The 21,332-nt window shown below is 69.8% G+C and carries 19 protein-coding genes; 10 read left to right on the plus strand and 9 right to left on the minus strand.

The features are described from left to right. Positions 1 to 569, minus strand: a 569-nt coding sequence (locus ABZU32_RS36920; protein WP_354930359.1) for a sigma factor-like helix-turn-helix DNA-binding protein, incomplete at its 3' end; no start/stop codon positions are given. Between the two features lie 344 nt (positions 570 to 913). Between ABZU32_RS36920 and ABZU32_RS36925 the strand changes: the two genes are divergently transcribed. Then, a complete protein-coding gene (locus ABZU32_RS36925; protein WP_354930362.1) occupies positions 914 to 1,459 on the plus strand; it encodes a hypothetical protein in 546 nt (181 codons plus the stop codon). Between the two features lie 92 nt (positions 1,460 to 1,551). On the opposite strand, the gene ABZU32_RS36930 is transcribed toward ABZU32_RS36925, so the two are convergent. Further along, positions 1,552 to 2,442, minus strand: coding sequence for a hypothetical protein (locus ABZU32_RS36930; RefSeq protein ID WP_354930365.1), 891 nt, complete (start codon positions 2,440 to 2,442; stop codon positions 1,552 to 1,554). Continuing rightward, a complete protein-coding gene (locus tag ABZU32_RS36935) occupies positions 2,429 to 3,052 on the minus strand; it encodes an RNA polymerase sigma factor (RefSeq protein WP_354930368.1) in 624 nt (207 codons plus the stop codon). The genes ABZU32_RS36930 and ABZU32_RS36935 overlap by 14 nt, the downstream gene beginning before the upstream one ends. A gap of 146 nt (positions 3,053 to 3,198) precedes the next feature. Here ABZU32_RS36935 and ABZU32_RS36940 point away from each other — a divergent pair, with 146 nt between their 5' ends. From ABZU32_RS36940 to ABZU32_RS36955, 4 genes are all read left to right on the plus strand, one after another. Next, complete coding sequence (locus ABZU32_RS36940; protein ID WP_354853368.1) at positions 3,199 to 3,915, plus strand: class I SAM-dependent methyltransferase; 717 nt, start codon at positions 3,199 to 3,201, stop codon at positions 3,913 to 3,915. 92 nt (positions 3,916 to 4,007) lie between these two features. Further along, entirely contained in the window at positions 4,008 to 4,547 is a 540-nt protein-coding gene (locus tag ABZU32_RS36945; protein ID WP_354930371.1) for a hypothetical protein, read from the plus strand. Between the two features lie 123 nt (positions 4,548 to 4,670). Next, positions 4,671 to 5,393 (plus strand): response regulator transcription factor, encoded by a 723-nt coding sequence (locus tag ABZU32_RS36950; protein ID WP_354930374.1) that lies wholly within the window; start codon positions 4,671 to 4,673, stop codon positions 5,391 to 5,393. A 4-nt stretch (positions 5,394 to 5,397) separates the two neighbouring features. Next, on the plus strand, positions 5,398 to 6,831 hold the full coding sequence (locus tag ABZU32_RS36955; RefSeq protein ID WP_354930377.1) for a HAMP domain-containing sensor histidine kinase: 1,434 nt from the start codon (positions 5,398 to 5,400) through the stop codon (positions 6,829 to 6,831). Between the two features lie 113 nt (positions 6,832 to 6,944). Here ABZU32_RS36955 and ABZU32_RS36960 read toward each other — a convergent pair whose 3' ends face one another. Next, positions 6,945 to 7,898, minus strand: coding sequence for a transcriptional regulator (locus ABZU32_RS36960; RefSeq protein ID WP_354930380.1), 954 nt, complete (start codon positions 7,896 to 7,898; stop codon positions 6,945 to 6,947). Between the two features lie 186 nt (positions 7,899 to 8,084). On the opposite strand from ABZU32_RS36960, the gene ABZU32_RS36965 reads away from it, so the two are divergent. The 3 genes from ABZU32_RS36965 (at position 8,085) to ABZU32_RS36975 (ending at position 15,613) form a co-directional block, all read left to right on the plus strand. After that, positions 8,085 to 11,900, plus strand: a complete 3,816-nt coding sequence (locus ABZU32_RS36965; RefSeq protein WP_354930383.1) for an endonuclease/exonuclease/phosphatase family protein — start codon at positions 8,085 to 8,087, stop codon at positions 11,898 to 11,900. Between the two features lie 384 nt (positions 11,901 to 12,284). Next, a complete protein-coding gene (locus ABZU32_RS36970) occupies positions 12,285 to 12,542 on the plus strand; it encodes a hypothetical protein (protein WP_354930386.1) in 258 nt (85 codons plus the stop codon). 371 nt (positions 12,543 to 12,913) lie between these two features. After that, on the plus strand, positions 12,914 to 15,613 hold the full coding sequence (locus ABZU32_RS36975; protein ID WP_354930389.1) for an RICIN domain-containing protein: 2,700 nt from the start codon (positions 12,914 to 12,916) through the stop codon (positions 15,611 to 15,613). A gap of 156 nt (positions 15,614 to 15,769) precedes the next feature. Here the strand turns inward: ABZU32_RS36975 and ABZU32_RS36980 are convergent, their stop codons facing one another. The 5 genes from ABZU32_RS36980 to ABZU32_RS37000 all read right to left on the minus strand — a co-directional run bounded on the left by ABZU32_RS36980 (position 15,770) and on the right by ABZU32_RS37000 (position 20,144). Beyond that, positions 15,770 to 16,915, minus strand: coding sequence for an acetyl-CoA C-acetyltransferase (locus tag ABZU32_RS36980; RefSeq protein WP_354930392.1), 1,146 nt, complete (start codon positions 16,913 to 16,915; stop codon positions 15,770 to 15,772). A gap of 146 nt (positions 16,916 to 17,061) precedes the next feature. Beyond that, on the minus strand, positions 17,062 to 17,925 hold the full coding sequence (locus ABZU32_RS36985; RefSeq protein WP_354853458.1) for a class F sortase: 864 nt from the start codon (positions 17,923 to 17,925) through the stop codon (positions 17,062 to 17,064). Positions 17,926 to 17,946: 21 nt separating this feature from the next. Next, the gene (locus tag ABZU32_RS36990; protein ID WP_354853392.1) at positions 17,947 to 18,099 is read right to left on the minus strand and encodes a hypothetical protein; all 153 of its coding nucleotides are present in this window, start codon (positions 18,097 to 18,099) and stop codon (positions 17,947 to 17,949) included. A gap of 1,071 nt (positions 18,100 to 19,170) precedes the next feature. Next, positions 19,171 to 19,371: a DUF397 domain-containing protein gene (locus tag ABZU32_RS36995; protein WP_354930395.1), complete on the minus strand. Its 201-nt coding sequence runs from the start codon at positions 19,369 to 19,371 to the stop codon at positions 19,171 to 19,173. Further along, on the minus strand, positions 19,362 to 20,144 hold the full coding sequence (locus tag ABZU32_RS37000) for a helix-turn-helix transcriptional regulator (RefSeq protein ID WP_354930398.1): 783 nt from the start codon (positions 20,142 to 20,144) through the stop codon (positions 19,362 to 19,364). The genes ABZU32_RS36995 and ABZU32_RS37000 overlap by 10 nt, the downstream gene beginning before the upstream one ends. A gap of 133 nt (positions 20,145 to 20,277) precedes the next feature. On the opposite strand from ABZU32_RS37000, the gene ABZU32_RS37005 reads away from it, so the two are divergent. Both ABZU32_RS37005 and ABZU32_RS37010 read left to right on the plus strand, forming a co-directional pair. Then, positions 20,278 to 20,757 (plus strand): ATP-binding protein, encoded by a 480-nt coding sequence (locus ABZU32_RS37005; RefSeq protein ID WP_354930401.1) that lies wholly within the window; start codon positions 20,278 to 20,280, stop codon positions 20,755 to 20,757. A gap of 131 nt (positions 20,758 to 20,888) precedes the next feature. After that, positions 20,889 to 21,323, plus strand: a complete 435-nt coding sequence (locus tag ABZU32_RS37010) for a hypothetical protein (protein ID WP_354930404.1) — start codon at positions 20,889 to 20,891, stop codon at positions 21,321 to 21,323. The last annotated feature ends 9 nt before the right edge of the window (positions 21,324 to 21,332 follow it).

The following is a 21,332-nucleotide window of genomic DNA, read 5'->3' on the forward strand; positions in this document are numbered from 1 at the left end:
GAGCGGATGTGCCGGGTGATGTGCGCGCGCAGCAGCCGCGTCGGCGACTCCGCCCACGACCTCACCAGCCCCGGCAGCACCGAACACCGCGGCTCTGCGCCCCGGGCGTCCATGACCGCCGCCAGCCACTGCTCGGCATGACGCCGCCCCGCACGCGCCGCCGACTCCACCGACTCCACCGAGATGTCCAGCACCCGGGCCACCTCGTCGGACTTCAACCCATGACGAAGCATCAGATCAAGGATCTCCCGCTCACGCGGCTCCAGGCAGGCGAGCACCTCCACGCCCAGCTCGGGCGACCCGCCGCGTCCCTGCCGGGCGTAGGAGCCCTTGTGGGCCACCCCGGCCAGGCGTGCCTGGCACTCGGCGCGGGCCAGCGAGTACAGCCACGCGCGCAGCCGCGTCGCGTCGTAGAGCCGGTCGGTGTGCGCCACGGCTCCGTACAACGCTCCGACCGTCGCCGAGAGGGCGTCCTCATCGTCGAGCAACGACTGGCAGTAGTCGTAGAGATGATCTCCATACTCGCGGCAGAGCCGCTCCAGCGCAGCGGGGTCATCCCTCCTCAGCACGGGGATCGCTCTCCTGACATAGATGCAAATGGAAAATCTGGTACTGGCAAAGCAGTCAGAAATATACGGGAGGACGCCCCAGCTGCTCATATCACTTTCATCACATAACAAACTTCTATACTCTGTTGACTGCGTTGCGGTCTTAACCCACACCTGAATGCACACGCAGGGACGACCGCCGCGATGTGCGTCGGGTGACCGACGAGGAACCCCGCCCCCGGAGACTGAGCATCGTGCGAGACAACTGGGATGAACCTTCTTCACCGCGACGTCGTCCGCCGTATGCCAAGAATTCCGCTGGAAGCGGTCCCCGCGCGGACCGATGGCGCACGTGGGAGACCTCGATGGAGCTGGACGACGGAGACGATGGGCCGATCCGCCGATGGCTCGGCAACGACCGGCGCGGCCCCATCGTGGTCGGGCTGACGCTGCTGGTGGCCGCCGGGTCGGGCATCTGGTTCGCCTGGCCGGAGTCCTCCGGAGGGGGGTCCGACACGCCGGCGGCGATCCAGACGCCCTCCGGCCGGCCGACCTCGAGAGCGTCCACGTCCGCTCCCTTCATGGGCGTGGAGTCGCCCCCGCCGCCGCCCACCGCCGACCACACACCGACGCGCAAGCGGGCCACGGCCACTCCCCGTCCCCGGGGGACGGACCTGCCCCCGCCTCCGGCGACGTCCGCACGGCCGACCGCGAGGCCTCAGGCCCCGACCACGACCGCCGCGCCGTCCCGGACGGCCAAGCCGACCCGCACGTCCAAGCCGAGGAAGAGCCCTCCCTCGCAGACGGGCCCCACGGCTCCCCCTCCCCCGCCGTCCTCCCGGACCGGCAGCCCCACCTCACCCCCCAGCACCAGCGGCCCCGACCTCCCCCCGCCGCCTCCGGGCACCTGATCGAGATATCACCCGCCCGCACTTACCGCGCAATATCGGTCATCCATTGACCCGATTACGGACGATCCCAAAAGCGGCTCGCGGTAAATGGGTCAGTGGAGGGAGGCGGCGATTCTCAGGGCTTGGGCCGAGGTCGCGGGGCCTTCCAGGCGATAGCCGGTCTGGCCCTGTTGCCAGATGAGGGTGGAGGCGGCACGGCGTTGCACCGGCTCGGAGCCGGCACCGGCGCGGGGCATGTAGGTGAGCCCGTGGGGGCCGGAGACCCACCAGCCGGGCGAGGCGCCTACGGTGACCTGTTCGGGGAACGGCCCGGGGAGGTCCTTGCGCCAGACCACCTCGAGCGTGCCGTCGTAGGCGTCCAGCCGTGTCCCGGGCCAGAAGAGCGACAGCACCCGGCCGTCGTCGCTCACGCGGACGTCGTCCGGCTCGCCCAGCTCGGCGGGCACCCTGACGGGGAAGGCGACCAGCTCGCGGGCCCGGTCGAGGGTCACCCGCCGCTCGCCGGGCAGCGGGGACGGCACTCCGGACGGCAGCGGCCCGGGCTCGCCGACGTGGATCTCCACACCGGCCAGCCTCAGGACGTGCGCGACGGCGGCCTGCCCCTGAGGGGTCAGCCCGAGCAGCGCCGCCACGACGACGGCGACACCGGCGGCCACCCACCGCCACCGGGGCCTGCGGGCCGGCCGGCGAGTTTCCGGCGACCGGCCGGGAGGGGCGGCCGGTTCCTCGGTGGTCAGCCCTTCGAGGCGGGTGCGGACGGAGCGGGCCACGTCGGCGGGAGGGGGGGCGGGGATGTCCAGCGCTTCGCCGAGCGCCAGGAGCTCGGCCTCCAGACCGCCGCCCGCGCCGCCGCTTGTGCCGTCGCTTGTGCCGTCGTTCGCGCCGCCGCTCGGACCGCCGCTTGTGCCGTCGTTCGCGCCGCCGCCCGGGTCGCCGTTCGGAATGTCGTCCGTGCTGTCGTTCGGACCGTCAGGAGAGTTCACCGCCCACCTCCTTCCGCAGCCGTGCCAGTCCTCGGAAGGTACGGGACTTCACCGAGCCGACCGGCCAGCCGAGGACCTCCGCCGTCTCCGCTTCCGAGAGCTGTAGGAAGTACCGGCAGACCACGGCCTGGCGTTCCCTGTCGGGCAGCGTGCGCACGGCCTCCAGCAGCCTGGCCCGGCGGTCGGTGGCGATGGCGGCGCCCTCGGGGTCGTCGGGGACGCGCAGGTCGGGCTCCGCGCCGGCCTTGAGCACGAGCTCGGCCCTGCGCCCGCGCGACCGGGTCATCGTGTGGGTCTCGTTCGCGACGATGCGCAGCAGCCACGGCCTGAACGCGGCGTCGCGGCGGAAGGTCGCGAGGTGGCGGAACGCCTTGACGAACGCCTCCTGGACGACGTCCTCGGCTTCCTGGCCGGCGCCGAGGAGCGCAGCCGTACGATGCGCCACCGCGCTGTAGCGCGCGACCAGCACCTCGTAGGCGGCGAGATCGCCGGCCAGGGACCGGGTTATCGCCTCGTCGTCGTCCGTCGCGGGCTCCTTGGAAGATCCTTGCGCGACAAAAGGTAGTTTCCTGGAGGTCTGCGCGCAAAGGGATGGGAAGACTCGCGTCAAGTGTTTCCGGTCGCGCTCGGCGGGAAGTTGGGACCGGCGCGGATCAGGGCGGCTAGACTCGATCCACATCCGTAGCCGTGGCCTCGTTCGGGGCCGCGGTTTTCCGTGAGCGAAGCTGGGCGGGACGCATGTCTGGGTATGACCGCGTGGTGCAACCTGCGGCCGGTGACGAGGCCTTGGAGAACCACCTCGGTGGCGACGAGGCGAAGAACTACCGGCAGTACGAGTTCGACATGGTCGCCCCGCACGTCGGCAGGTCCATGCTCGAGATCGGTTCGGGCCTCGGCCACTTCGCCGAGCAGTTCCTCCCCCGCCTCGACCGTCTGGTCGTCAGCGACTTCGACCCCTACTGCGTCGAGCAGCTCGGCAAGCGGTTCGACGGGCGCGACGACATCGAGGTGCTGCAGTTCGGCCTGCCCACCGACATCCCCCTCGCCGACCCGGTGGACACCGTGGTCCTGATGAACGTCCTTGAGCACATCGAGGAGGACGTCGAGGCCCTGCGGTCGCTGGCCAGGGTCACCCAGCCGGGCGGCCGCATCGTCATCTGGGTGCCCGGCTACATGCAGCTTTATGGAGACTTCGACCGCAAGGTCGGCCACATCACCCGGTACACCCCGGCGACGCTGGGCAAGACGGTCGCCGAGGCCGGGCTGAAGGCCGAGGTGCTCAAGCCGATCAACTTCCTCGGCGGCCTGGCCTGGTGGGCGGCCGTGCGACGCGGCGGCGTCGGCTATCCCGACCCGCGGCTGGTCAAGATCTACGACCGCACCGTGGTGCCGACGACCCGTTTCATCGAGCGTTTCATCCGCCCGCCGTTCGGCCAGACGGTCTTCTGCGTGGCCCGCGTCCCGCAGAAGTAGCCCGCCGGTCCCGGTGGCGGCGGTGTCCGTTCACCGGGATATCCCAGGGATTCCTCGCCGTTCTCCTAGCCGTGTCCGGTGTCCTTGGGATCATGAGGAATCTCACCGGAACACTGGTCGCCGGAGCGGTGGCCGGCGCGCTGTCGGTCGGAGCGCTCGGCGGCGTCGCCCTCGCGCGGCAGGCGGGCAACGCGCAGGCGGGCGGCGCGCAGACGAGCGAGGCGCGCACGGGCGTCCCCTACGAGCTGCTGTCGGCCGACTCGGCCGCGGACGAGGCCGCCGGCCTGGCCAAGGACCCGAAGGACCACCCCCGGCTCCGCGCCGCCCTGCGCCGCGGCCTGATCGGCGTGCACGGCGAGGCCACCGTCCGCGCCCGCGGTGGCGGCTACGCCACCTACGCCTGGCAGCGGGGCGAGGTCACCGCGGCGTCCGCGAGCTCGGTCACCGTCAAGAGCGCCGACGGGACGAGCTGGACGTGGGCGCTGACCACGGATACTAAAGTTCGCAAGAATGGCGCGAAGTCCGCTTCCTCCGCTCTGACGTCGGGTGACGGCGTCTTCGTCCTGGGCCGGCCCGACGGCGACGCCCGGACGGCGCAGGGAGTGGTGGTGCCCAAGAAGACCAGAAACTGACCGACCAAGGACCGCCCGACCACGGACGGACCGGCCGGGGACGGACCTGCCGAGGTCCGCCCGACCACACACCGGCCGGCCAAGGACCGAGGACGGACCGACGCAGGAGTGACCGAAGGACGGATGAGCGACCAGACGAACAAGCCCCGGGTCCTCGTCGTGGACGACGAGCGCAACATCCGCGACCTGGTGGGCATGGCGCTGCGCTTCCACGGGTTCGAGGTGGTCAGCGCGGCCCGGGGTCACGAGGCGCTGGAGATCGCCCGCTCCGGCATGCCCGACCTGCTCGTGCTGGACGTGATGCTGCCCGATCTGGATGGTTTCGAGCTGTGCCGGCGGTTGCGCGCCGAGGGCGATGACGTCCCGGTCATCTTCCTGACGGCGCGCGACGCCCCGGCCGACACCGTTCACGGTCTCACGCTGGGCGGCGACGACTACGTCACCAAGCCGTTCTCGGTGGAGGCGCTGGTGGCCCGGGCGCGCGCGGTGTTGCGGCGGGGCGGCGGCCGCGGCGGGTCCGGGTCCGGGTCCCTGACGGCCGAGCACGCCGTCCTGACCGTGGCCGATGTGGAGCTGGACGAGGCGCGCTGGGAGGTCCGGCGGGGTGGCACGCTGGTCGAGCTGTCCCCCACCGAGTTCCGCCTCCTCGCGTTCCTGATGCGCCACCCCGGCCAGGTGCTCACCAAGGCGCAGTTGCTGGAGAACGTGTGGGGGTTCGGCACCCAGTCGCAGGTGGTGGAGACCTACGTCTCCTACCTGCGGCGCAAGCTCGACCCGCTGGGCCCGCCGCTGATCCACACCCAGCGGGGCGTGGGCTACGCGCTGCGTCCGGCCTCCGACGGCTGAGCCGGTGAGCCCGCGCCCGGCGCCCGCCCGCGAAGCCTCCTCCTCCCGCCGGCCGGTGAGGTGGCGGGCCGAGACGCTGCGGGGACGGCTCCTCGCCGGGCTGCTGTCGGTGACCGCGGTGGGGCTGGCGGCGCTGTCGGTCGTCAGTGTGCTGGTGCTGCGCGGCCACCTGCTCGACCGCACGGACGCGACGCTCGCCGCCGCCGCCACGGCCTCGGCCGCCCGCCTGGTGCGGGCGTCCAACATCGCGCTGGTCAACGCCAGTCCGACCTCCGCGGTGGCCCTGCTGAACCTCACCACCGACCGGGGGCGGCTGCTGGCCGGCGACGACCCGGAGGCGGTGCACGTCCCCGAGATGCTGGAACGGATGGGCGGGGCCCGGTTGCAGCGGTTGGCCGACAGTGGCCGTCCGTTCGCCCTGACCGACCGGCTGCGCGCCGCGGCGGCGCGGATGACGGTCGGCAACCGGGTCGTGGTCGTCGCCGTGCCGCTGGACGAGGTTGAGGACGCGGTCCGCCGCCTGGTGGTGACCGAGCTGGTCACCGGGGTCGTGCTGATCGCGCTGCTCGCCCTGCTCGGCAGGTCACTGATCGGCAGGGGGCTCGCGCCGTTGTCCCGCATGGCCACGACGGCGCAGCTCGTCGCCGAGGGCGGCGACCTGTCGGCGCGCATGCCCGAGGGCCGGTCGGAGGCCGGGCGGCTCGGCTCGACCATCAACCTCATGCTGACCCGCATCCAGGACGCGTTCGCGGCGCGCTGGGCCTCGGAGGAGCGGGTGCGGCGCTTCGCCGCCGACGCCTCGCACGAGTTGCGCAACCCGCTGACCACCATCCACGGGTACGCCGAGCTGTATCGGCAGGGCGCCATCCCCGCGGAGGAGGTGCCGCAGGTGATGCGCCGCATCGAGGACGAGGCGGCGCGCATGACCCGGCTGGTCTCCGAGTTGCTGGAACTGGCCCGCCTGGACAAGGGCGCGCCGCTGACCATGGCGCCGGTGGACCTGACCGCGGTCGCCGCCGAGGTGGCCGACGACTTCACCGCGCTGGACCCCGACCACCCGGTGACCGTCGAGGCGCCGGGCCGGCTGGTCGCCGTCGTGGATGAGGCGCGGATCCGCCAGGTGCTGGTCAACCTGCTGGCGAACGTCCGCGCGCACACCCCGCCCGGGACGGTCGCAACCGTACGGCTGACGCCCCCCGCGGTGCTGGAGGTAGGCGACGACGGTCCTGGGATGTCTCCGGAGCACGCTGCGCTCGCCTTCGACCGGTTCCACCACTCGGCCCGCAGCGAGGGCAGCGGGCTGGGCCTGGCCATCGTGCAGGCCATCGCCACCGCCCACGGCGGCCAGGCGACGCTGCGCTCGCTCCCCGGCCAGGGCACGCTCGTCCGCGTGGTGCTCCCCGACCTGTCGCCCGTGTACGAGCCCCCGCCTCCGTGAGCAGTGGCGCCGATGCGTGCTGATGTCGCCGTACTGATCGTGTGAGTTTCGTAGCCGCATCCTGTGTGAGGTGCCGGGGCGCCGGACAAGACCTTGACGTCGCGGTGCAAGGGTCAGGCCCGGACCTTGGCGCCGTCCAGGAGCCTCCAGCCCAACGGGGTGAGGGTGTGCAGGATGGCGGGCCCGCGCCGTTCACTGGTGATCAGCCCCGCCTGCCGGAGCGTCTTGGTGTGGCGGCTCATCGACGCCAGTGACGTGTACAGAGTCGCGGCCAGTTCTGTCGTGGAGGCGCTGTGCCGCAGCGCGACGAGCACGGCGGCGCGGGTCGCGCCCATGAGTTCGGACAGTGGGCCCGGATCGACAGCGGTGATCGTGTCCCAGCGGTGTTCCGGCGTGATCGGGTAGACGAGGACCGGCGGCAGGTCCTGGTCGGCGAGCGACACGGCCGACCCGTGGCAGAAGAACGACGGCACGAGCCGCAGACCCCGCCCCTGCAGGTACAGGTCCTGCTCGACGTCGTAGCGCACCTCCAGTACCGGCCGGCGCCAGCGCATCAGCGGCTCGAAGCTGCGGAACAGCGCCTCGACGCCGCCGGCGAGCAGCACTCTCACCCGCAGCGCGACGTCGGCCTCGACGCTCGCGCGGATCAGGTCGTCGTGGGAACCCACCACGGCCCGGTGATAATCGCGCAGCGCGGTCGTCAGGGAGATCAGCGCGCCGCTCTGCGAGTCGGTGAGACCGGCGAGCCAGCCCGGAGTGGCGCGGCCGCGGCGCTGGTTGGTCTGGTGCAGCAGGTTCAGCTCATCCCCCAGCCGTCGCCGGCCAGTGGCGCTCACGGCGTCGATGCCGGCGTCGAGCCCGGCCGCCGACTCGGGTGGGGTGAGGAAGTCGGGAAAGTAAGGGCCAGGCGGGGCGAGGGCGGAGAGGAGCGTCCCCGCCGGCCGCATCATGGCCAGCAGGTCGGAGCGCCTGCGGAGCCGCGCCAGCCACGGCTGGAAGTACACCGGCCTGTTGCGGTCACCCAGTAAGAAGTGGCTTAACAGAACCTCCCATAACGGGTCGACCATCGAGCTCAGGCTGGTTCGCGCGAGGTCATCGGTGGTGAAGTGTATTCGTAGCAATGCGTCCCCGTCCTATGCGACATCACGTCCAGTATGACGGGAAAGCGGCGGTTTGCGTTGTGCCGCAAACCTGTTTTCGTTCCGCTTGCAATCGAGCACATTGCGGGCATGAGAGCGAGATTATCGAGAGGTATGACGATGGTCGGCCTGCTCGCAGGCCTGCTCGGCGTGCAGCCCGTGGCCCTCGCCGCGGTCCCAGGCCCGAGCCCGGAGGAAGACGTGCGTGCACGACCGGTGGCGGCGACCGCACCCGCCGCCGTACCGGCAGCCGACCGGGCCCGGGTTCTGGGCGAACGATGGCGGGACTCCACCGACCGGGCGTTGCTGGCGACAGGGGATGCCGGCGGTTTCCACATCCTGGCCGCCGACGCCATGACGGGATACGCCTGGAAGACCGTCTCCACGCTTAGCGAACCGGGCGTGGAGACCGACCGGTGGATCGGGAACATGTGCGTGACGGCCTCCGGCCGGCGCGCCGTCGTCGTGTACGCGCCACGGACCTTCACCAACGACGAGCGGCTGTTCGATCGGGGCGGCTTCACTGCGGTGGTGGACCTGACCACCGGCGACGTCACCCGGCTGCCGGTGCGATCGAGCCTCGCGTACTTCACGCCGGCGTGCGGCGCGGGTGAGCAGACCGTGCTGACACAGGGCGGGGACACCGACCTGGGCCGCACGCGGCTGATCCGGGTGGACGCGGAGAAGGCCCGGATCGACGCGCGGATCGAGGTCCCCGGCCAGTTGACGTCGGCGGTGCCGGTGGCGGACGGGATCGTCGCGGCCGACAGCGGCGCACTCGTCCGGGTCGCCGGCGACGGATCGCGACGGGTGCTCGCCGCGACACAGGGCGTGGCGTTCGACGTGGCCGCCGACGCCGCCGGCGGCGTGGTCTACCTTGAGCGGTCGGGCGCCGACCGGGCGCGGGCCCGCCGGGTGTCCGTGCCGGCGAAGGGGCGTGCCGTCCCCGCCACGCTCGCCTCGAATTCGCTGACCGGGCTCGACGTCACCTCCGGGCGGGGTGGCCGGGTGTTCGTGCTGGGTGCCGGGGCGTTCGCGACGGGCTCGCGCGGCGTTTCGGGGCTGGACGCGCCCCCCGGATCGCGGCCCTCCCTCGATGGTGAGCTCGTGGTCACCTCCGTGCTGCCGACGACGAGTCCGGCGACCGGCCCGGCGGTGGCCGGCCTGCCCGGGCCGCAGCGGCTGGCGGTCAAGGCGACCGCGACGAAGACCAGGACCGCCACCGCGTTCACCGTGACGCCCGAGGCCGGCGCCGCGCCGGTCGGCGAGAGTCGACGGCAGGCCGCTCTGCTGGCGAGTCCGACCGACCCGGCCGACTTCGCCGAGCGGTACTGCTCGGTGCCCCGCAACGACCCGCGCAACCAGGTGATGCAGCCCAAGCCGCGCCAGGTCGAATGGGCGGTCGACCAGGCCGTGCGCGGGGTACTGAACGTGTCACGGCCGGCGAACTGGAAGAACCTCGGCATGCCGGCCTACACCCCGCAGGGCCTGTTCCCGCCGCGGGCGCTGGTCGGCGGCGGCGCGGTGCCCGCGCAGATCATGCTCGGAATCGCCGCGCAGGAGTCCAACCTGTGGCAGGCGGCGCGCTTCGCGGTGCCCGGAGTGACCGCGAACCCGTTGATCGGCAACTACTACGGGCTCGACATCTACGACGCGGACACCTCTGACGACTGGACCATTCGCTGGTCGGACGCCGACTGCGGCTACGGCGTCACCCAGGTCACCGACGGCATGCGGCTCGCGGGGAAGGAGAAGCCCGGCGAGACCGCGATGCCGTACCAGACCCAGCGCGCCGTCGCGTTGGACTTCGCGGCGAACGTGGCCGCTGGGTTGCGGATCCTGCAGGACAAGTGGAATCAGACCCGCTCGGCGGGCCTGGTGGTCAACAACGGTGACGTCTCCAAAATCGAAAACTGGTTCTTCGCGGTGTGGGCGTACAACTCCGGGTTCTACCCGCAGTCCCAGGCGGGGCAGAACGGCGGCGCGTGGGGTGTCGGGTGGGCCAACAACCCGGACAACCCCAAGTACCCCGCCAACCGCGACGCCTTCCTCGACCGCACCTACCAGGACGCGGCGCACCCGCAGCACTGGCCGTATCCGGAGAAGGTGCTGGGCTGGGCCGGTCATCCGGTCGAGGTGCTCGAGTCGCCCGACGTCCTGGTGTCCGGTTACCGCCCCGCGTGGTGGAACGGCGACGAGACCACCGCCCCCAAGAACCGCTCGGAAGTCAAGCCGCCCCCGCACCAGTTCTGCGACGCCAGCAACAACTGCGTCCCGGGCGCCACCTACCCGCCCACCGATCCCGACGTGATCGGCGAGCCGGCCGGGCCGTGCGATCACAAGAACGCGGCCGGCCAGCGCGACCTCAGGTGCTGGTACCACCAACCCTCCACGTGGAAGAGCGACTGTCCCGAAACCTGCGGCAACGAACTGCTGCGCTTCGACCCCGGCTACGCCTACCAGGACGACGGCACAGCGTACCCGCCGAACTGCTCGCTCAGCGGGCTGCCGTCCGGCGCCAAGATCATCGACGACCTGCCGGACGGGACGCCGTCGATCCGGCCTAACTGCGACAGGACCTGGACCAACCAGGGCACGTTCACGTTCCAGTTCCATCCCGACTCGAACGGCAACTATCCCGGTAAGGCCGACACCCACCAGATCGGCGGCGGGTTCGGGGGACACTTCTGGTTCACCCACACCCGCACGGCACAGGACGAAGGCGGCAGGTTGCGCGTCGACGCCACGTGGCGACTCAACCAGTCGATCACCGGACTGTGGAAGGTGCTCGTCGCGCTGCCCGACCACGGCGCCCACACCACCAAGGCCCGGTACGTCGTCCGCACCGCGAACGGCGAACGGGTCAGCACGCTGAGCCAACCTGGCAACGGCAACCGCTGGGCCTCGCTCGGGACGTTCAGGTTCAACAACCAGCCCGACGTCCAGCTGTCCTCTGTCACCCCGGACGGCGACGGCACCCAGGACATCGCCTTCGACGCCGTCGCCTTCGTCCCCGTTCCCAGCGACACACTGACGTCGGTCGACGTGCTGCATTGGAATCTCGCCGGAGGGAACAAGAACAAGGGCCGCTACGACGTCGTGGAGCGGTTGGTGCAGGAGGTGCAGGTCCGCAACCCGGACGTCATCTCGCTGAACGAGGTCTGCCTGCGCCAGTTCGACCACCTCAACGTCCGACTCCGTGAGATCGGGTACGAGATGTCGGGCTACTACCACGCCAGCAACTTCATCGTGCCGGACTGTACCGTCTCACCGGACACGCGGGTGTCAGCGGGGAACGCCGTGCTGGTGAAGGGGTCGATGGTCAGCCACCAGGGATGGGTCTTCAACGCCGACGACGAACTGGAGGAGCGCATCGCCCAACCGGGCGAGGCCCTCCTGGGCGTCGACCGCAGCGTGGCCTGCGTGGTCGCCCGGCTGCCGGGCGCCGGGCGCGACCTCAAGGCGTGCTCCACGCACCTGCAGCAGGACGACGACACCGCGCCCAACCCGTACGAGGTCGCGGAGAAGCAGGTCCGCGAGATGGCGCGCGTCTTCGGTCCCGAGGCGAGAACGATGCCCTTGATCCTGGCCGGCGACTTCAACATCCGGGTGCCACCCTCCAACGGCGCCCTCGGCACGATCTACGCCGACCCCGCGGGCACCGGCGAGTTCAACGAGGTCGACCAGGAACGCGACTGCGGCGAGAACGGCTCATGCGTCCCCCGCCAGAGTGGCAACCCCACGCACTGGGGCAACAAACTGAGCGGCAACTTGCCGCAGAAGATCGACTACGTGTTCGCCAGTCGATGGCACCTCTACGTGCCTCCCGGTCGGGCCCAGCACCTGACCGACGTCGGCACGTGCGGCGACGACAACCACCCGTGTTCGGACCACTACATCTTCCGCAGCCAGGTTCTGCTTCCCGGCTGATGTGAAGCCCAAGGGGCGCACGGTGGTTCGCCACCGTGCGCCCTGCCGTCAGCCCGGCGGTCAAGGGTGCCGGGACTTCATTCCCTCGCGATCGCCGGACGGTGATCCTCGGGCGCCGTCATCGCACCAGGCCGCCTCGTGGCTGTGATCGGAGCCACCGGGCTGACTCCCCGGACGCTGCGTGCCAGGTCATAAATCGGTTGTGGGGCGTACGGCGGGTCCGTACTGTCGAGGTATGCGCATTTTTCCTTACTGACGGCGCCGATCGGGCACGTTGCCTGATCGCTCCGCACTCAGCTCTCTGGTCCCGTCCATCCTGACGCGGCGGCTGAGGCTCCGACCGGCATGAATCCCTGCCGCGTCGTCATTCGTAAGGAGACGTGCATGCCCGCGCGCAATGGCCACCCCAAGAGCGGCAAGGCCGCCACGACCTCGAAGATCCTGCTCACGGCGAGCGACCTGCCGCCCGTGACGCCGGACCTTCATCAGCCGATCTTTCCTCCGCCGCTGATCCTGCCGGACGCCCAGCCGGGCTCCTCGCAGCCCGAACGGCACCTGCCTCCGGCCCCACGCCGGATTCCGGTGCCGCCGGCGCCCGTACGGCGCGTCACGCCGCCCCGGCGACAGCCGAAGGGCCGCTGACGCCGCCAGGCGGCGGCTCGCCGGGGTCTCCCCTTCCCGGAGCCCCGGAAAACGGCGGTGTCCCGCCCTCACCTTCCCGGGGGCGGGACACCGCCGTCTCAACCGCGCCAATCGCGAACTCGCGGATACATCCCATGTCGGGGCATCCGATGCGATCTGAAAGTTGCATCATGCCGGGGTTGCGGCATCTGAGGTCGCCATGGTGAAGCCACACGACCGGAGACATCCCATCTAAGTGCGACCATAAGCCTTGACGGGAGGAATCTTAGGTATTACGTGTGATGTCCTACCACGCCGCGGCCATGTGGCGTCGCGGGCGGCGGGCGGACCGAGAGCTGCGCCGCACGGACATCCCCCCGAAAGGATCACCCATGAAGCGGAGCGATCCCTCCTCCCGTCCTCGACGTCCGGCGGGCAGGTGGCCGGCCGTGATGGCGGGGCTCCTGGTCGCGATGATGGGAGCTCAGCCGGCTGTGGCGGCACAGCGGTCCGCGCCGTCGGAGCCCGGCGCGACGGTCGCCGCCGCCCCCGGGGACATCGACGGCTTCACCGCGGGCAATGCCGCGGTCGCCTCGGTCGATCTCGCCGGGACGTGGAGCTTCACCCCGGCGGGCCGGTCGACGACATCGATCAAGGTGCCCGGAGGCGGCTGGTACAAGCAGGGGTTCACCGATGTGTCCCAGGCGGTGTACTCGCGGACGGTGACGGTGCCGGACTCGGGACAGCCGCAGTCGGCGTGGATCGAGTTCGGCGCCGTGAACCACCAGGCGACCTTGTCGGTGGACGGCCGGGTGGTCGCGACGCAGACCACGGCCTTCACCCCGTCGAAGTTCGACATCAGCGCCTACGCCGCCCCGGGGACCACTCACACGATCACCGTTGACGTGAAGGGCCGCGGCGCGCTGAAGAACTCGGCGAACGGCAAGTACGTCGTACCCGTGGCCGCCGACTGGTCCGAGGCGGTCCCTCAGGGCATCTACCGCTCCGCCTTCCTGCGGGTGTATCCGGCCGTGTACGTCAGTGACACCTTCATCCGCACGTCGGTGGCGAACCAGACACTCGGCTACGACGTGTGGGTGACCAACACCTCGAGCAGCGCCCGATCGGTGACGGTGACCGGCGAGTTGTCGTCGGACGGTGGCGGGACCTTCAGTTACCCGGCGCCGCCGGCCCGCACCGTGACCGTGGGGGCGCGGTCGACGGCCAAGGTCACGGTCGACTCCGTCGCGTGGAACCTCGGCACCACCTCCTACTGGTGGCCGAACGTCCCCTATCGGTCGGGGTACCGAGCCCAGCTTCACCGCCTCAAGGTTCACGCGGCGGCCGACGACGGCCGGACGAGTGACGCGACCTACCGGTTCGGGTTCCGGGAGACCACCCAGAGCGGTGAGTACTACTACATCAACGGCGTCCGGGTGAACTTCCGCGGTGACAATCTGCAGGGTGCGGACTACGACCGGGTCAATAACGGAGGCAAGGGCGACGCCTACGACACCTTGCCCGGCTTCCTCCCGCCTTCGGCGGGCAACGGCGGCTGGCCGCAGGCCGTGGACAACTACCAGCGGCTCAACTACAACGTGGCGCGCATCCACCAGGAACCGGCCAGCCCCTACATGCTCGACGTGGCCGACGAGATGGGTCTGATGATCATCGACGAGACCGGCATCCGCGGCAGCGCGCAGGACTTCGTCGCGGGGCACGACAACATGGTGGCCCACGCCCGCGCACTCACGCTGCGGGACCGCGACCATCCCGCCGTCATCCGCTGGAGCCAGGCCAACGAACCGACCTTCGGCAATGACTCCGAGCAGTTCGAGCAGGATCTCTACGCGGCGATGAACGGCAACGACGGCACCCGCCCGGTCAGCCTCGACGCCGCGCCCGGCGCCGACTCGCCCAGTCGGTACCCGAACATGAGGTACGCCAACTTCGCGGTCTTCGCGCACTACCTCGACGGCGTCGGACAGTACGGCGAGCGGGTGGCCACCGTGACGGGCCGGCCCGACGGTGAGGGCGAGTACGTCTGGAACAAGTGCAACACCAAGCAGGGCTTCATGTGGTTCGCCACGGCGACGGCCGCCAAGCGCGGCAAGGACGCCGCCGACCTGCGCCCGTACACCCTGCTGTCGGCATGGGCCGGTTTCGTGCCCGGCGTGCGCACCACGGACTTCGTGCCCGAGGAAGGCGGCCATCCGCTCTACGGCGCGGACAACCTGTCCGACCCGTGGAGCAACCCCCAGGTCCAGCGCGTCCAAGCCGCGTTCAACCCGGTCGCCGCGATCGACCTTCCCTACTGGTCGGCGTCCGGGGCCTCCGACTCCAACGGGACCTTTCCGCTGCCGCAGGCCGTGAACACCTACGCCTCCAACGCCTCCGTGACCCGCGACATCACCGTCTTCAACGACGACCTGCGCGACACCTCCGTCGCATTCTCCTGGTCCGCACGGCTCGACCGCCCCGACGGCACCGTGATCGCGTCGGGGCAGACCACGCTGAACATCCCGCTCGGCTCGCGGGTCACCCAACCGGTCACCTTCACCACACCGGCGAGCGGCTCACGGGTGTACCTGGTGCTGACGACCACCAAGTCGGGCGCCACGACGTTCACCGACGCGATCGAGTACTTCAACCTCGGATCCGGTTCTAGCGGCCCGGTGTCCGGCGCGACCTACCGCATCGTCAACCGCAACAGCGGCAAGCCGCTCGCCGTGGCCGGTAACTCGTCCGCCGACGGCGCCAAGGCCGTGCAGCAGACCGGCTCCGCCGCATGGACCGTCACCAGCGGTCAGGGCGGCGCGTACACCCTGCGCTACGTCCCCACCGGCAAGGTCCTCGACGTCAACGGCGGCAGCACGACCCAGGGGCTGCAACTGCAGCAGTGGACCGCCAACGGCGGCACCAACCAACTGTGGTACCTGCGGTCCACCGGCGACGGCTATTACACGATCGTCAACTACGGCAGCGGGCTGCTGGCGGACGTGTACGGCGCGTCGACCTCCGACGGCGCCCAGGTCGTGCAATGGACGGCCAACGGCGGCGTCAACCAGCAGTGGCAGTTGATCCCGGCCTGAGACCACCTGGTACGGCCCGGCCACGGGGGCCGGGCCGTACCAGCGCCGTGCCGGATGTGGAAGCCGATGCGTCTTCCCCGGAGAAACCCGAAACGGCGGTGTCCCGCGTCCGTGTCACCGGAAGCGGCACACCGCCGTCGTCTCGCGCGGGTGCGCTCAGAGCCGTTCGATGATGGTGACGTTGGCCTGGCCGCCGCCCTCGCACATGGTCTGCAGGCCGTAGCGCCCGCCCGTGCGCTCCAGCTCGTGCAGCAGCTTGGTCATCAGGATGGCGCCGGTGCCGCCGAGCGGGTGGCCGAGGGCGATGGCGCCGCCGTTGGGGTTCGTCCTGGCCGGGTCGGCGCCGATCTCCTTGAGCCACGCCAGCGGCACCGGGGCGAACGCCTCGTTGATCTCGATGACGTCGATGTCGTCGATCGACAGGCCGGCCTTCTCCAGCGCCCTGCGCGTCGCCGGGATCGGCGCGGTGAGCATGTAGACCGGGTCGTCGCCGGTGAGCGCCAGCGTCGTGATGCGCGCCCGGGGCGTCAGGCCGTGGTCCCTGACCGCCTGCTCGGAGGCGACGAGCACCGCGCCCGAGCCGTCGGAGATCTGCGAGGAGGTGGCCGCGGTGATCTGGCCGCCGTCGCGCAGCGTCTTGAGCCCCGCCATCTTCTCCAGCGTGGTGTCCGGCCGCGGCCCCTCGTCGTCCTCGACGCCGTTGATCGGGACGATCTGGTCCTTGAAGTGGCCGTTGGCGATGGCCTTGGCGGCGCGCTGGTGGCTCTCGTAGGCGTACCGTTCGAGCTCGTCGCGCTTGAGGCCCCACTTCTCGCACATCAGCTCGGCGCCGCGGAACTGCGAGATCTCCTGCTTGCCGTACCGCTCGACCCACATCTCGCCGAACGGGAAGGGCATGCCCTTCTCCAGCGCGGCGGTGATGCTCGACCCCATGGGGACGATGCTCATGGACTCGACGCCGGCGGCGACGACCAGGTCCTGGGTGCCGGACATGACGCCCTGGGCGGCGAAGTGGATCGACTGCTGCGAGGAGCCGCACTGCCGGTCGATCGTGACGCCCGCGACGCTCTCGGGCAGGCCGGCCGACAGCCACGCGTTGCGGGCGATGTCCATGCTCTGCGGGCCGAACTGCATGACGCAGCCCATGATCACGTCTTCGACGGCGGAGGGATCCACGCCCGTGCGCTCGACCAGGGCCTTGAGGGTGTGGGCGGCCAGGTCGACGGGGTGGACGGTGGACAGGCCGCCCTTCTTCTTGCCGACCGGGGTACGGACCGCCCCGACGATGTACGCCTCTGCCACAGTGCCTCCTGGGTTCCGTCCCACCACATGAAACCGAGCAATGTTCGGTCTATCCGAGGTTACAACAGAATAATCCTCCGTGGACGGGAGGGCCAGGTCACCGCCCGCCCTCCTCGGCCGTGGCCCGGAGCGGACGGACGCGCAGGTCAGCCGCGCGAAGACGCCTTGCGCGTGCTGGTCATCCTGGCGTACACGATGACGTTGTCCACATAGTGGCCGGTGATGTGGTTGTAGCTTCCGCCGCAGGTGATCAGCCGCAGTTCCGCCGCGTCGGCGTTCCCGTACACGCGGTTGGTGGGGAAGGTCTCCTTCGCGGCCTGCTCGATGCCGCCGACGGTGAAGATCGCGACCGTGCCGTCCATGCGGGTGACCTCGATCGTGTCCCCGTACTGGAGCTCACGCAGCCGGGCGAACACGGCGCTGCGCGACACCGTGTCCTTGTGGCCCAGCATCACGGCGGGGCCCGCCTGACCCGGCGTCGGCCCGTACCGGTACCAGCCGACCAGGTTCGGGTTGTTGATCGGCGGCGTCTGGATGGCGCCCTTCTTGTCCGTGCCCACCGACTGGATGGGCGCGTTGATGCCGAGCTTCTTGATGATCAGGCGCCTGGGCGTGGACGGCTGCATCGCCGGGGCCGCCGGCAGCGGCGGAGCGGGAGGCGGCGCGGTCGGGTCCGCCTGTGTCAACGGCTGCCCGGGACCGCCCGGGCCGACCGAGGGGGCGAACGCCCCGGCCGGAGGCTGCGCCTGGAGCTTCAGGGGGGTGCGCGCGTCCGTGAGGTTGTACTCCTCCGGCGAGCTGATCATCAGCAGCAGGCCGGCCACCACCGTCACCACTCCGGCGACGGCGGCCAGGATGAGCACGGCCCGCATCATCTGCCCGCGATCGGCCCGCTCGGGCTCCTGGTACGCGCCGCCGGGCCCGGCGTACTGGTAGTAGACCTGCTGGGCGTACGGGTGGCCGGGCTGCTGGACGCCCTGACCGTCCTGGTACGGGTATTCCGGAGGCATCGTCACCCCGAGCGCCTCCGATCAGTTGTGCTGCGGACGACGCCGCCGCAGGAACAACCCGCCCACTCCGGCCGCCGCGACCAGCGAGGTGCCCACCAGCACGAACGTCCGCCCGTCAGGCCCGGCGTCCCCGCCCCCACCGGTCGCCGCCCCGGCCACCGGCTTCTTGGTCACCTGCTGAGGATTCCTCGGCGAGTGCGTCACCGTCTCGAACACAGTGTGCGTCTGCCGAGGAGTGGGAGTCGCCCGCGTGGGAGTCGGAGTAGGCGTGGGAGTGGGAGTCGGCGTGTTGTAGGGATCCGTGTAAGCACTGGCCGTCTTCACGACCAGAGAAAGCCTTGCGGGCGTGGCCGCTGGCGGAGCCGTGCAAGTGAAACTGATGGTCGGACTCGGCGAACCGTTGGCACCCGTGGGGCCGACTTTCACCACGACCTTCTGAGCCGCCACGCCGACAGTTCCGGTCGCCGTGGGGGTGACAGTGACCACTCCACCGGTGAGTGGCAAGGGGAGCGTCGCGCTGGGAGTCGCCGTCGGAGAGACCGAGATGGACGACGTCGCAGTAGGAGTCTGCGCCGTGATCGGGTTACCTGCCATCGGTGTGACAGCGACCTGGCCTTCGACCCAGACGTACTCTCCAGCAGGGACGGCTTGAGCTCCAACGGTCAATGGCGTAGGCGCGGTTCCGACGCTGACCGTGACGTCGACGGGCTCACTGGGAGTAGGAGTTGGCCTCGCGGCCACCACATCGACGGAGATGTTGCCTGTCGCGCCGCTCCCACCGGTGCAGCTATAGGTCACGGGCGTGGCCCCAATGGCCGACATTTGGGGAAGACCGATGAACAGGACGCCCGTGCCGGCAACTCCCGCTATGGCAGCCTTGGTGGCGATGCGGCGGCGTGCTTGCGACTTCAGCACGTACTTCTCCATTCCAGCGGCGGCGGCGACCGGTGTACCAGGGCGTATCAGGATTCCAGTCTGTGGTCACAGTTCGGTACTGATCCTACGGAGGGTTCGTGCCGCCGTGGTGCGGTTTGACTGGTCTTCTCGAATCGTTAACTCGTCGCCGCAGGTCAGAGACCTCACTGCCAGTCAACTTTCAGCTGTAAGATCCTTCGCTCGCCTCAAGGGCCCGTCACTGAACGTGAGTTGCCGTGTTGTGGTTGTGACCGGCGATACTGAAGTGGTTGCGCCCAATTGAGATCTTGGTCGCCCGAGCATGATCTCAGGCGACCAAGTCACCTGTGACTACGCCCGATCGAATCGCCCAGCCTTGACATCCCCGATGAAGGTGTTCCACTCACCGGGCGTGAAGAACAGCCTAGGACCATCGGGACGCTTGGAGTCTCGGACAGCGATCAGTTTCAGCGACTGCGCGACCTCAACGCAGTTACCTCCGTTGTTACCCGTGTAGCTGGACTTCTGCCATTTGACGTGATCTAGGTCCATTGTTCCTCCGCTGTTCTCTTGATGAGATCAATCGACATCTGCAGCGGCAGTGCTTCGATCCGAATGGCCTCGAACTTTCGGACGGCGGCCGCAACGTCGTCCGGATCGGCGGTCACCACTCCGCGCACAGCGGTGTCCAAATAAGCTACCTCGTCTGCTCCTTGCAAAGTAGCGAGCATGAACCCAGCGAGCAGCCCAGCATTCATACCACCGAGCGGTACGACCTGGACACTGATACGAGATGTAACCATTGAGGCCAGGTATTGAAGTTGGTCGCGCATGAGCTTGGGAGAGCCGATCAGTCGGTGCAGCACTCCCTCGTCGATGATGCACCGATATAGAGGGGGCGGGGGATCCTCCCGCGTGAGAATCTCCTGACGCTCAATGCGAGCCCGCACAGCTGCTTCATCACCACAGAGCACCTCGAAGGCGTACTCGGGGGTTTGCAGCAGGCCGGGGATCAGGATCGGCTCATACGCATGCAGAGCAGTGGCGACTCGCTCCTTGTCATGCCACTGTCCGAACCATGCAGGGAAGACCTGGCCCTTTCTCCAGTCCAGGAGGCGAAACAGGGCGCCGTCGGTGGTGAGGGTGGTGTCGCAGGACTGGGCGAACTCGGGGCTGGCGGGGAGTTGGCCGGTCTCTACGCCGCTGATGAGCGACTCGCTGAAATGGATCTTCTGGGAGAGCTGGGCCTGGGTGAGCCCCGCCGCCTGACGGTAGTGCCGTAGCTCTCTGCCCCAGATGGCCTGAGGTGTGTACCGATCCACCATCGTGCCCCCAATCGCGAAGATTCAAGGAACGGCCGCCGACCTTCAAACCGGCGGACTGGTAACCGTTCGCCTACCGAGCGTAGTCACCATTCGGCACCCTTGGCATACGAATTCCGCAGCGAGGAGAAAGATCATGTCAGGGGCGGTAGAGGCCGGCAGAACGTCATGTGAATACGCTCACGGGCCCGGCGGTCCGGTGGCCCTGCTGGGGCAGAAATGGATACCGCGCGACCGTAAATGCGTCGCCTCCGCACGACGGTTCGTCCGGGACGTCGCCCTCGACTGGTGCGCGGCCGAAGAGACGCCGGAAATCGCGGAACTGCTGGCGTCCGAGGTCGTCACCAACGCGCTCACGCACGGCGCGGTGAATCTCGCCGCACCGGCCGCCACATCGTCCACCGTGCGAATCGCCGTCGGCCGGGACGGCGAGCTGATGACCGTGGACGTGTACGACTCGTGCATCGCGATTCCGGAGCTGAGAAGCGCCGGCTCCATGGAGACCTCCGGCCGGGGGCTCGCGATCGTGGAGAGCCTGTCCCACAAATGGGGCTGGAACCTCCACCCCTACGGCAAATCCGTCTGGTTCCAGCTCACCGCCTGGCCCACGGGATGACGGCACCGGTCTGGAGCGGCGAAGCGCGAACAGGACCCGCCTGATCCGCTCCGCCCGGTTGTCACGATTTCGGCCCGCCGGCCGATGTACTACTCGCGCGCGTTCGACAGCAGACGATCGGAGAGACGCGGATGCTCGAGGAACTGGTCACCACCGCCGGGACGACGATCGTGGCGGCGATGGCGACATCCGCCTGGGACACCGTCCGCCTCCAGGTCGCGGAGTTCGTTCGGCGCTTTCGGCCCGAGGAACAGGCCGACGAGGCGGAGGCCCTGCTAGCCGGCAACGCGGCCCAGATCGAGCGGGCCAAGGACCCCGAGAAGGCGCGCACCCGGTTGCGCGGCGGATGGGAGCAGATCCTGGAGGATCTTCTGGCCGACAGGCCCGACGCCGCCGACGAGCTGCGGAGTCTGGTGACGCGGGCGCAGGCGGCGTTGCCGGCGGCCCAGCGCACCTGGGTTCAGACGATCACCGCGTCCGGGCCGGGATCGGTCGCGGCGGGCGCGATGGGTGGCGACGTCCACTTCCACGCTCCTGTGACCGGCCCTCCCCCGGCCCAGCGGTGAGCCACGGCG

Origin of the sequence: Sphaerisporangium sp. NPDC005288, from assembly GCF_040607475.1 — a bacterium.
Lineage (GTDB): Bacteria > Actinomycetota > Actinomycetes > Streptosporangiales > Streptosporangiaceae > Sphaerisporangium > Sphaerisporangium rhizosphaerae.

Coding starts and splice junctions, on each gene's coding strand:
- ABZU32_RS36975 (WP_354930389.1), top strand. CDS start 12,914: ATGAAGCGGAGCGATCCCTCCTCCCGTCCTCGACGTCCGGCGGGCAGG.
- ABZU32_RS37005 (WP_354930401.1), top strand. CDS start 20,278: ATGTCAGGGGCGGTAGAGGCCGGCAGAACGTCATGTGAATACGCTCAC.
- ABZU32_RS36965 (WP_354930383.1), top strand. CDS start 8,085: ATGACGATGGTCGGCCTGCTCGCAGGCCTGCTCGGCGTGCAGCCCGTG.
- ABZU32_RS36995 (WP_354930395.1), bottom strand. CDS start 19,371: ATGGACCTAGATCACGTCAAATGGCAGAAGTCCAGCTACACGGGTAAC.
- ABZU32_RS36960 (WP_354930380.1), bottom strand. CDS start 7,898: ATGGTCGACCCGTTATGGGAGGTTCTGTTAAGCCACTTCTTACTGGGT.
- ABZU32_RS36970 (WP_354930386.1), top strand. CDS start 12,285: ATGCCCGCGCGCAATGGCCACCCCAAGAGCGGCAAGGCCGCCACGACC.
- ABZU32_RS36945 (WP_354930371.1), top strand. CDS start 4,008: ATGAGGAATCTCACCGGAACACTGGTCGCCGGAGCGGTGGCCGGCGCG.
- ABZU32_RS36950 (WP_354930374.1), top strand. CDS start 4,671: ATGAGCGACCAGACGAACAAGCCCCGGGTCCTCGTCGTGGACGACGAG.
- ABZU32_RS36985 (WP_354853458.1), bottom strand. CDS start 17,925: ATGCCTCCGGAATACCCGTACCAGGACGGTCAGGGCGTCCAGCAGCCC.
- ABZU32_RS37000 (WP_354930398.1), bottom strand. CDS start 20,144: ATGGTGGATCGGTACACACCTCAGGCCATCTGGGGCAGAGAGCTACGG.
- ABZU32_RS37010 (WP_354930404.1), top strand. CDS start 20,889: ATGCTCGAGGAACTGGTCACCACCGCCGGGACGACGATCGTGGCGGCG.
- ABZU32_RS36925 (WP_354930362.1), top strand. CDS start 914: ATGGAGCTGGACGACGGAGACGATGGGCCGATCCGCCGATGGCTCGGC.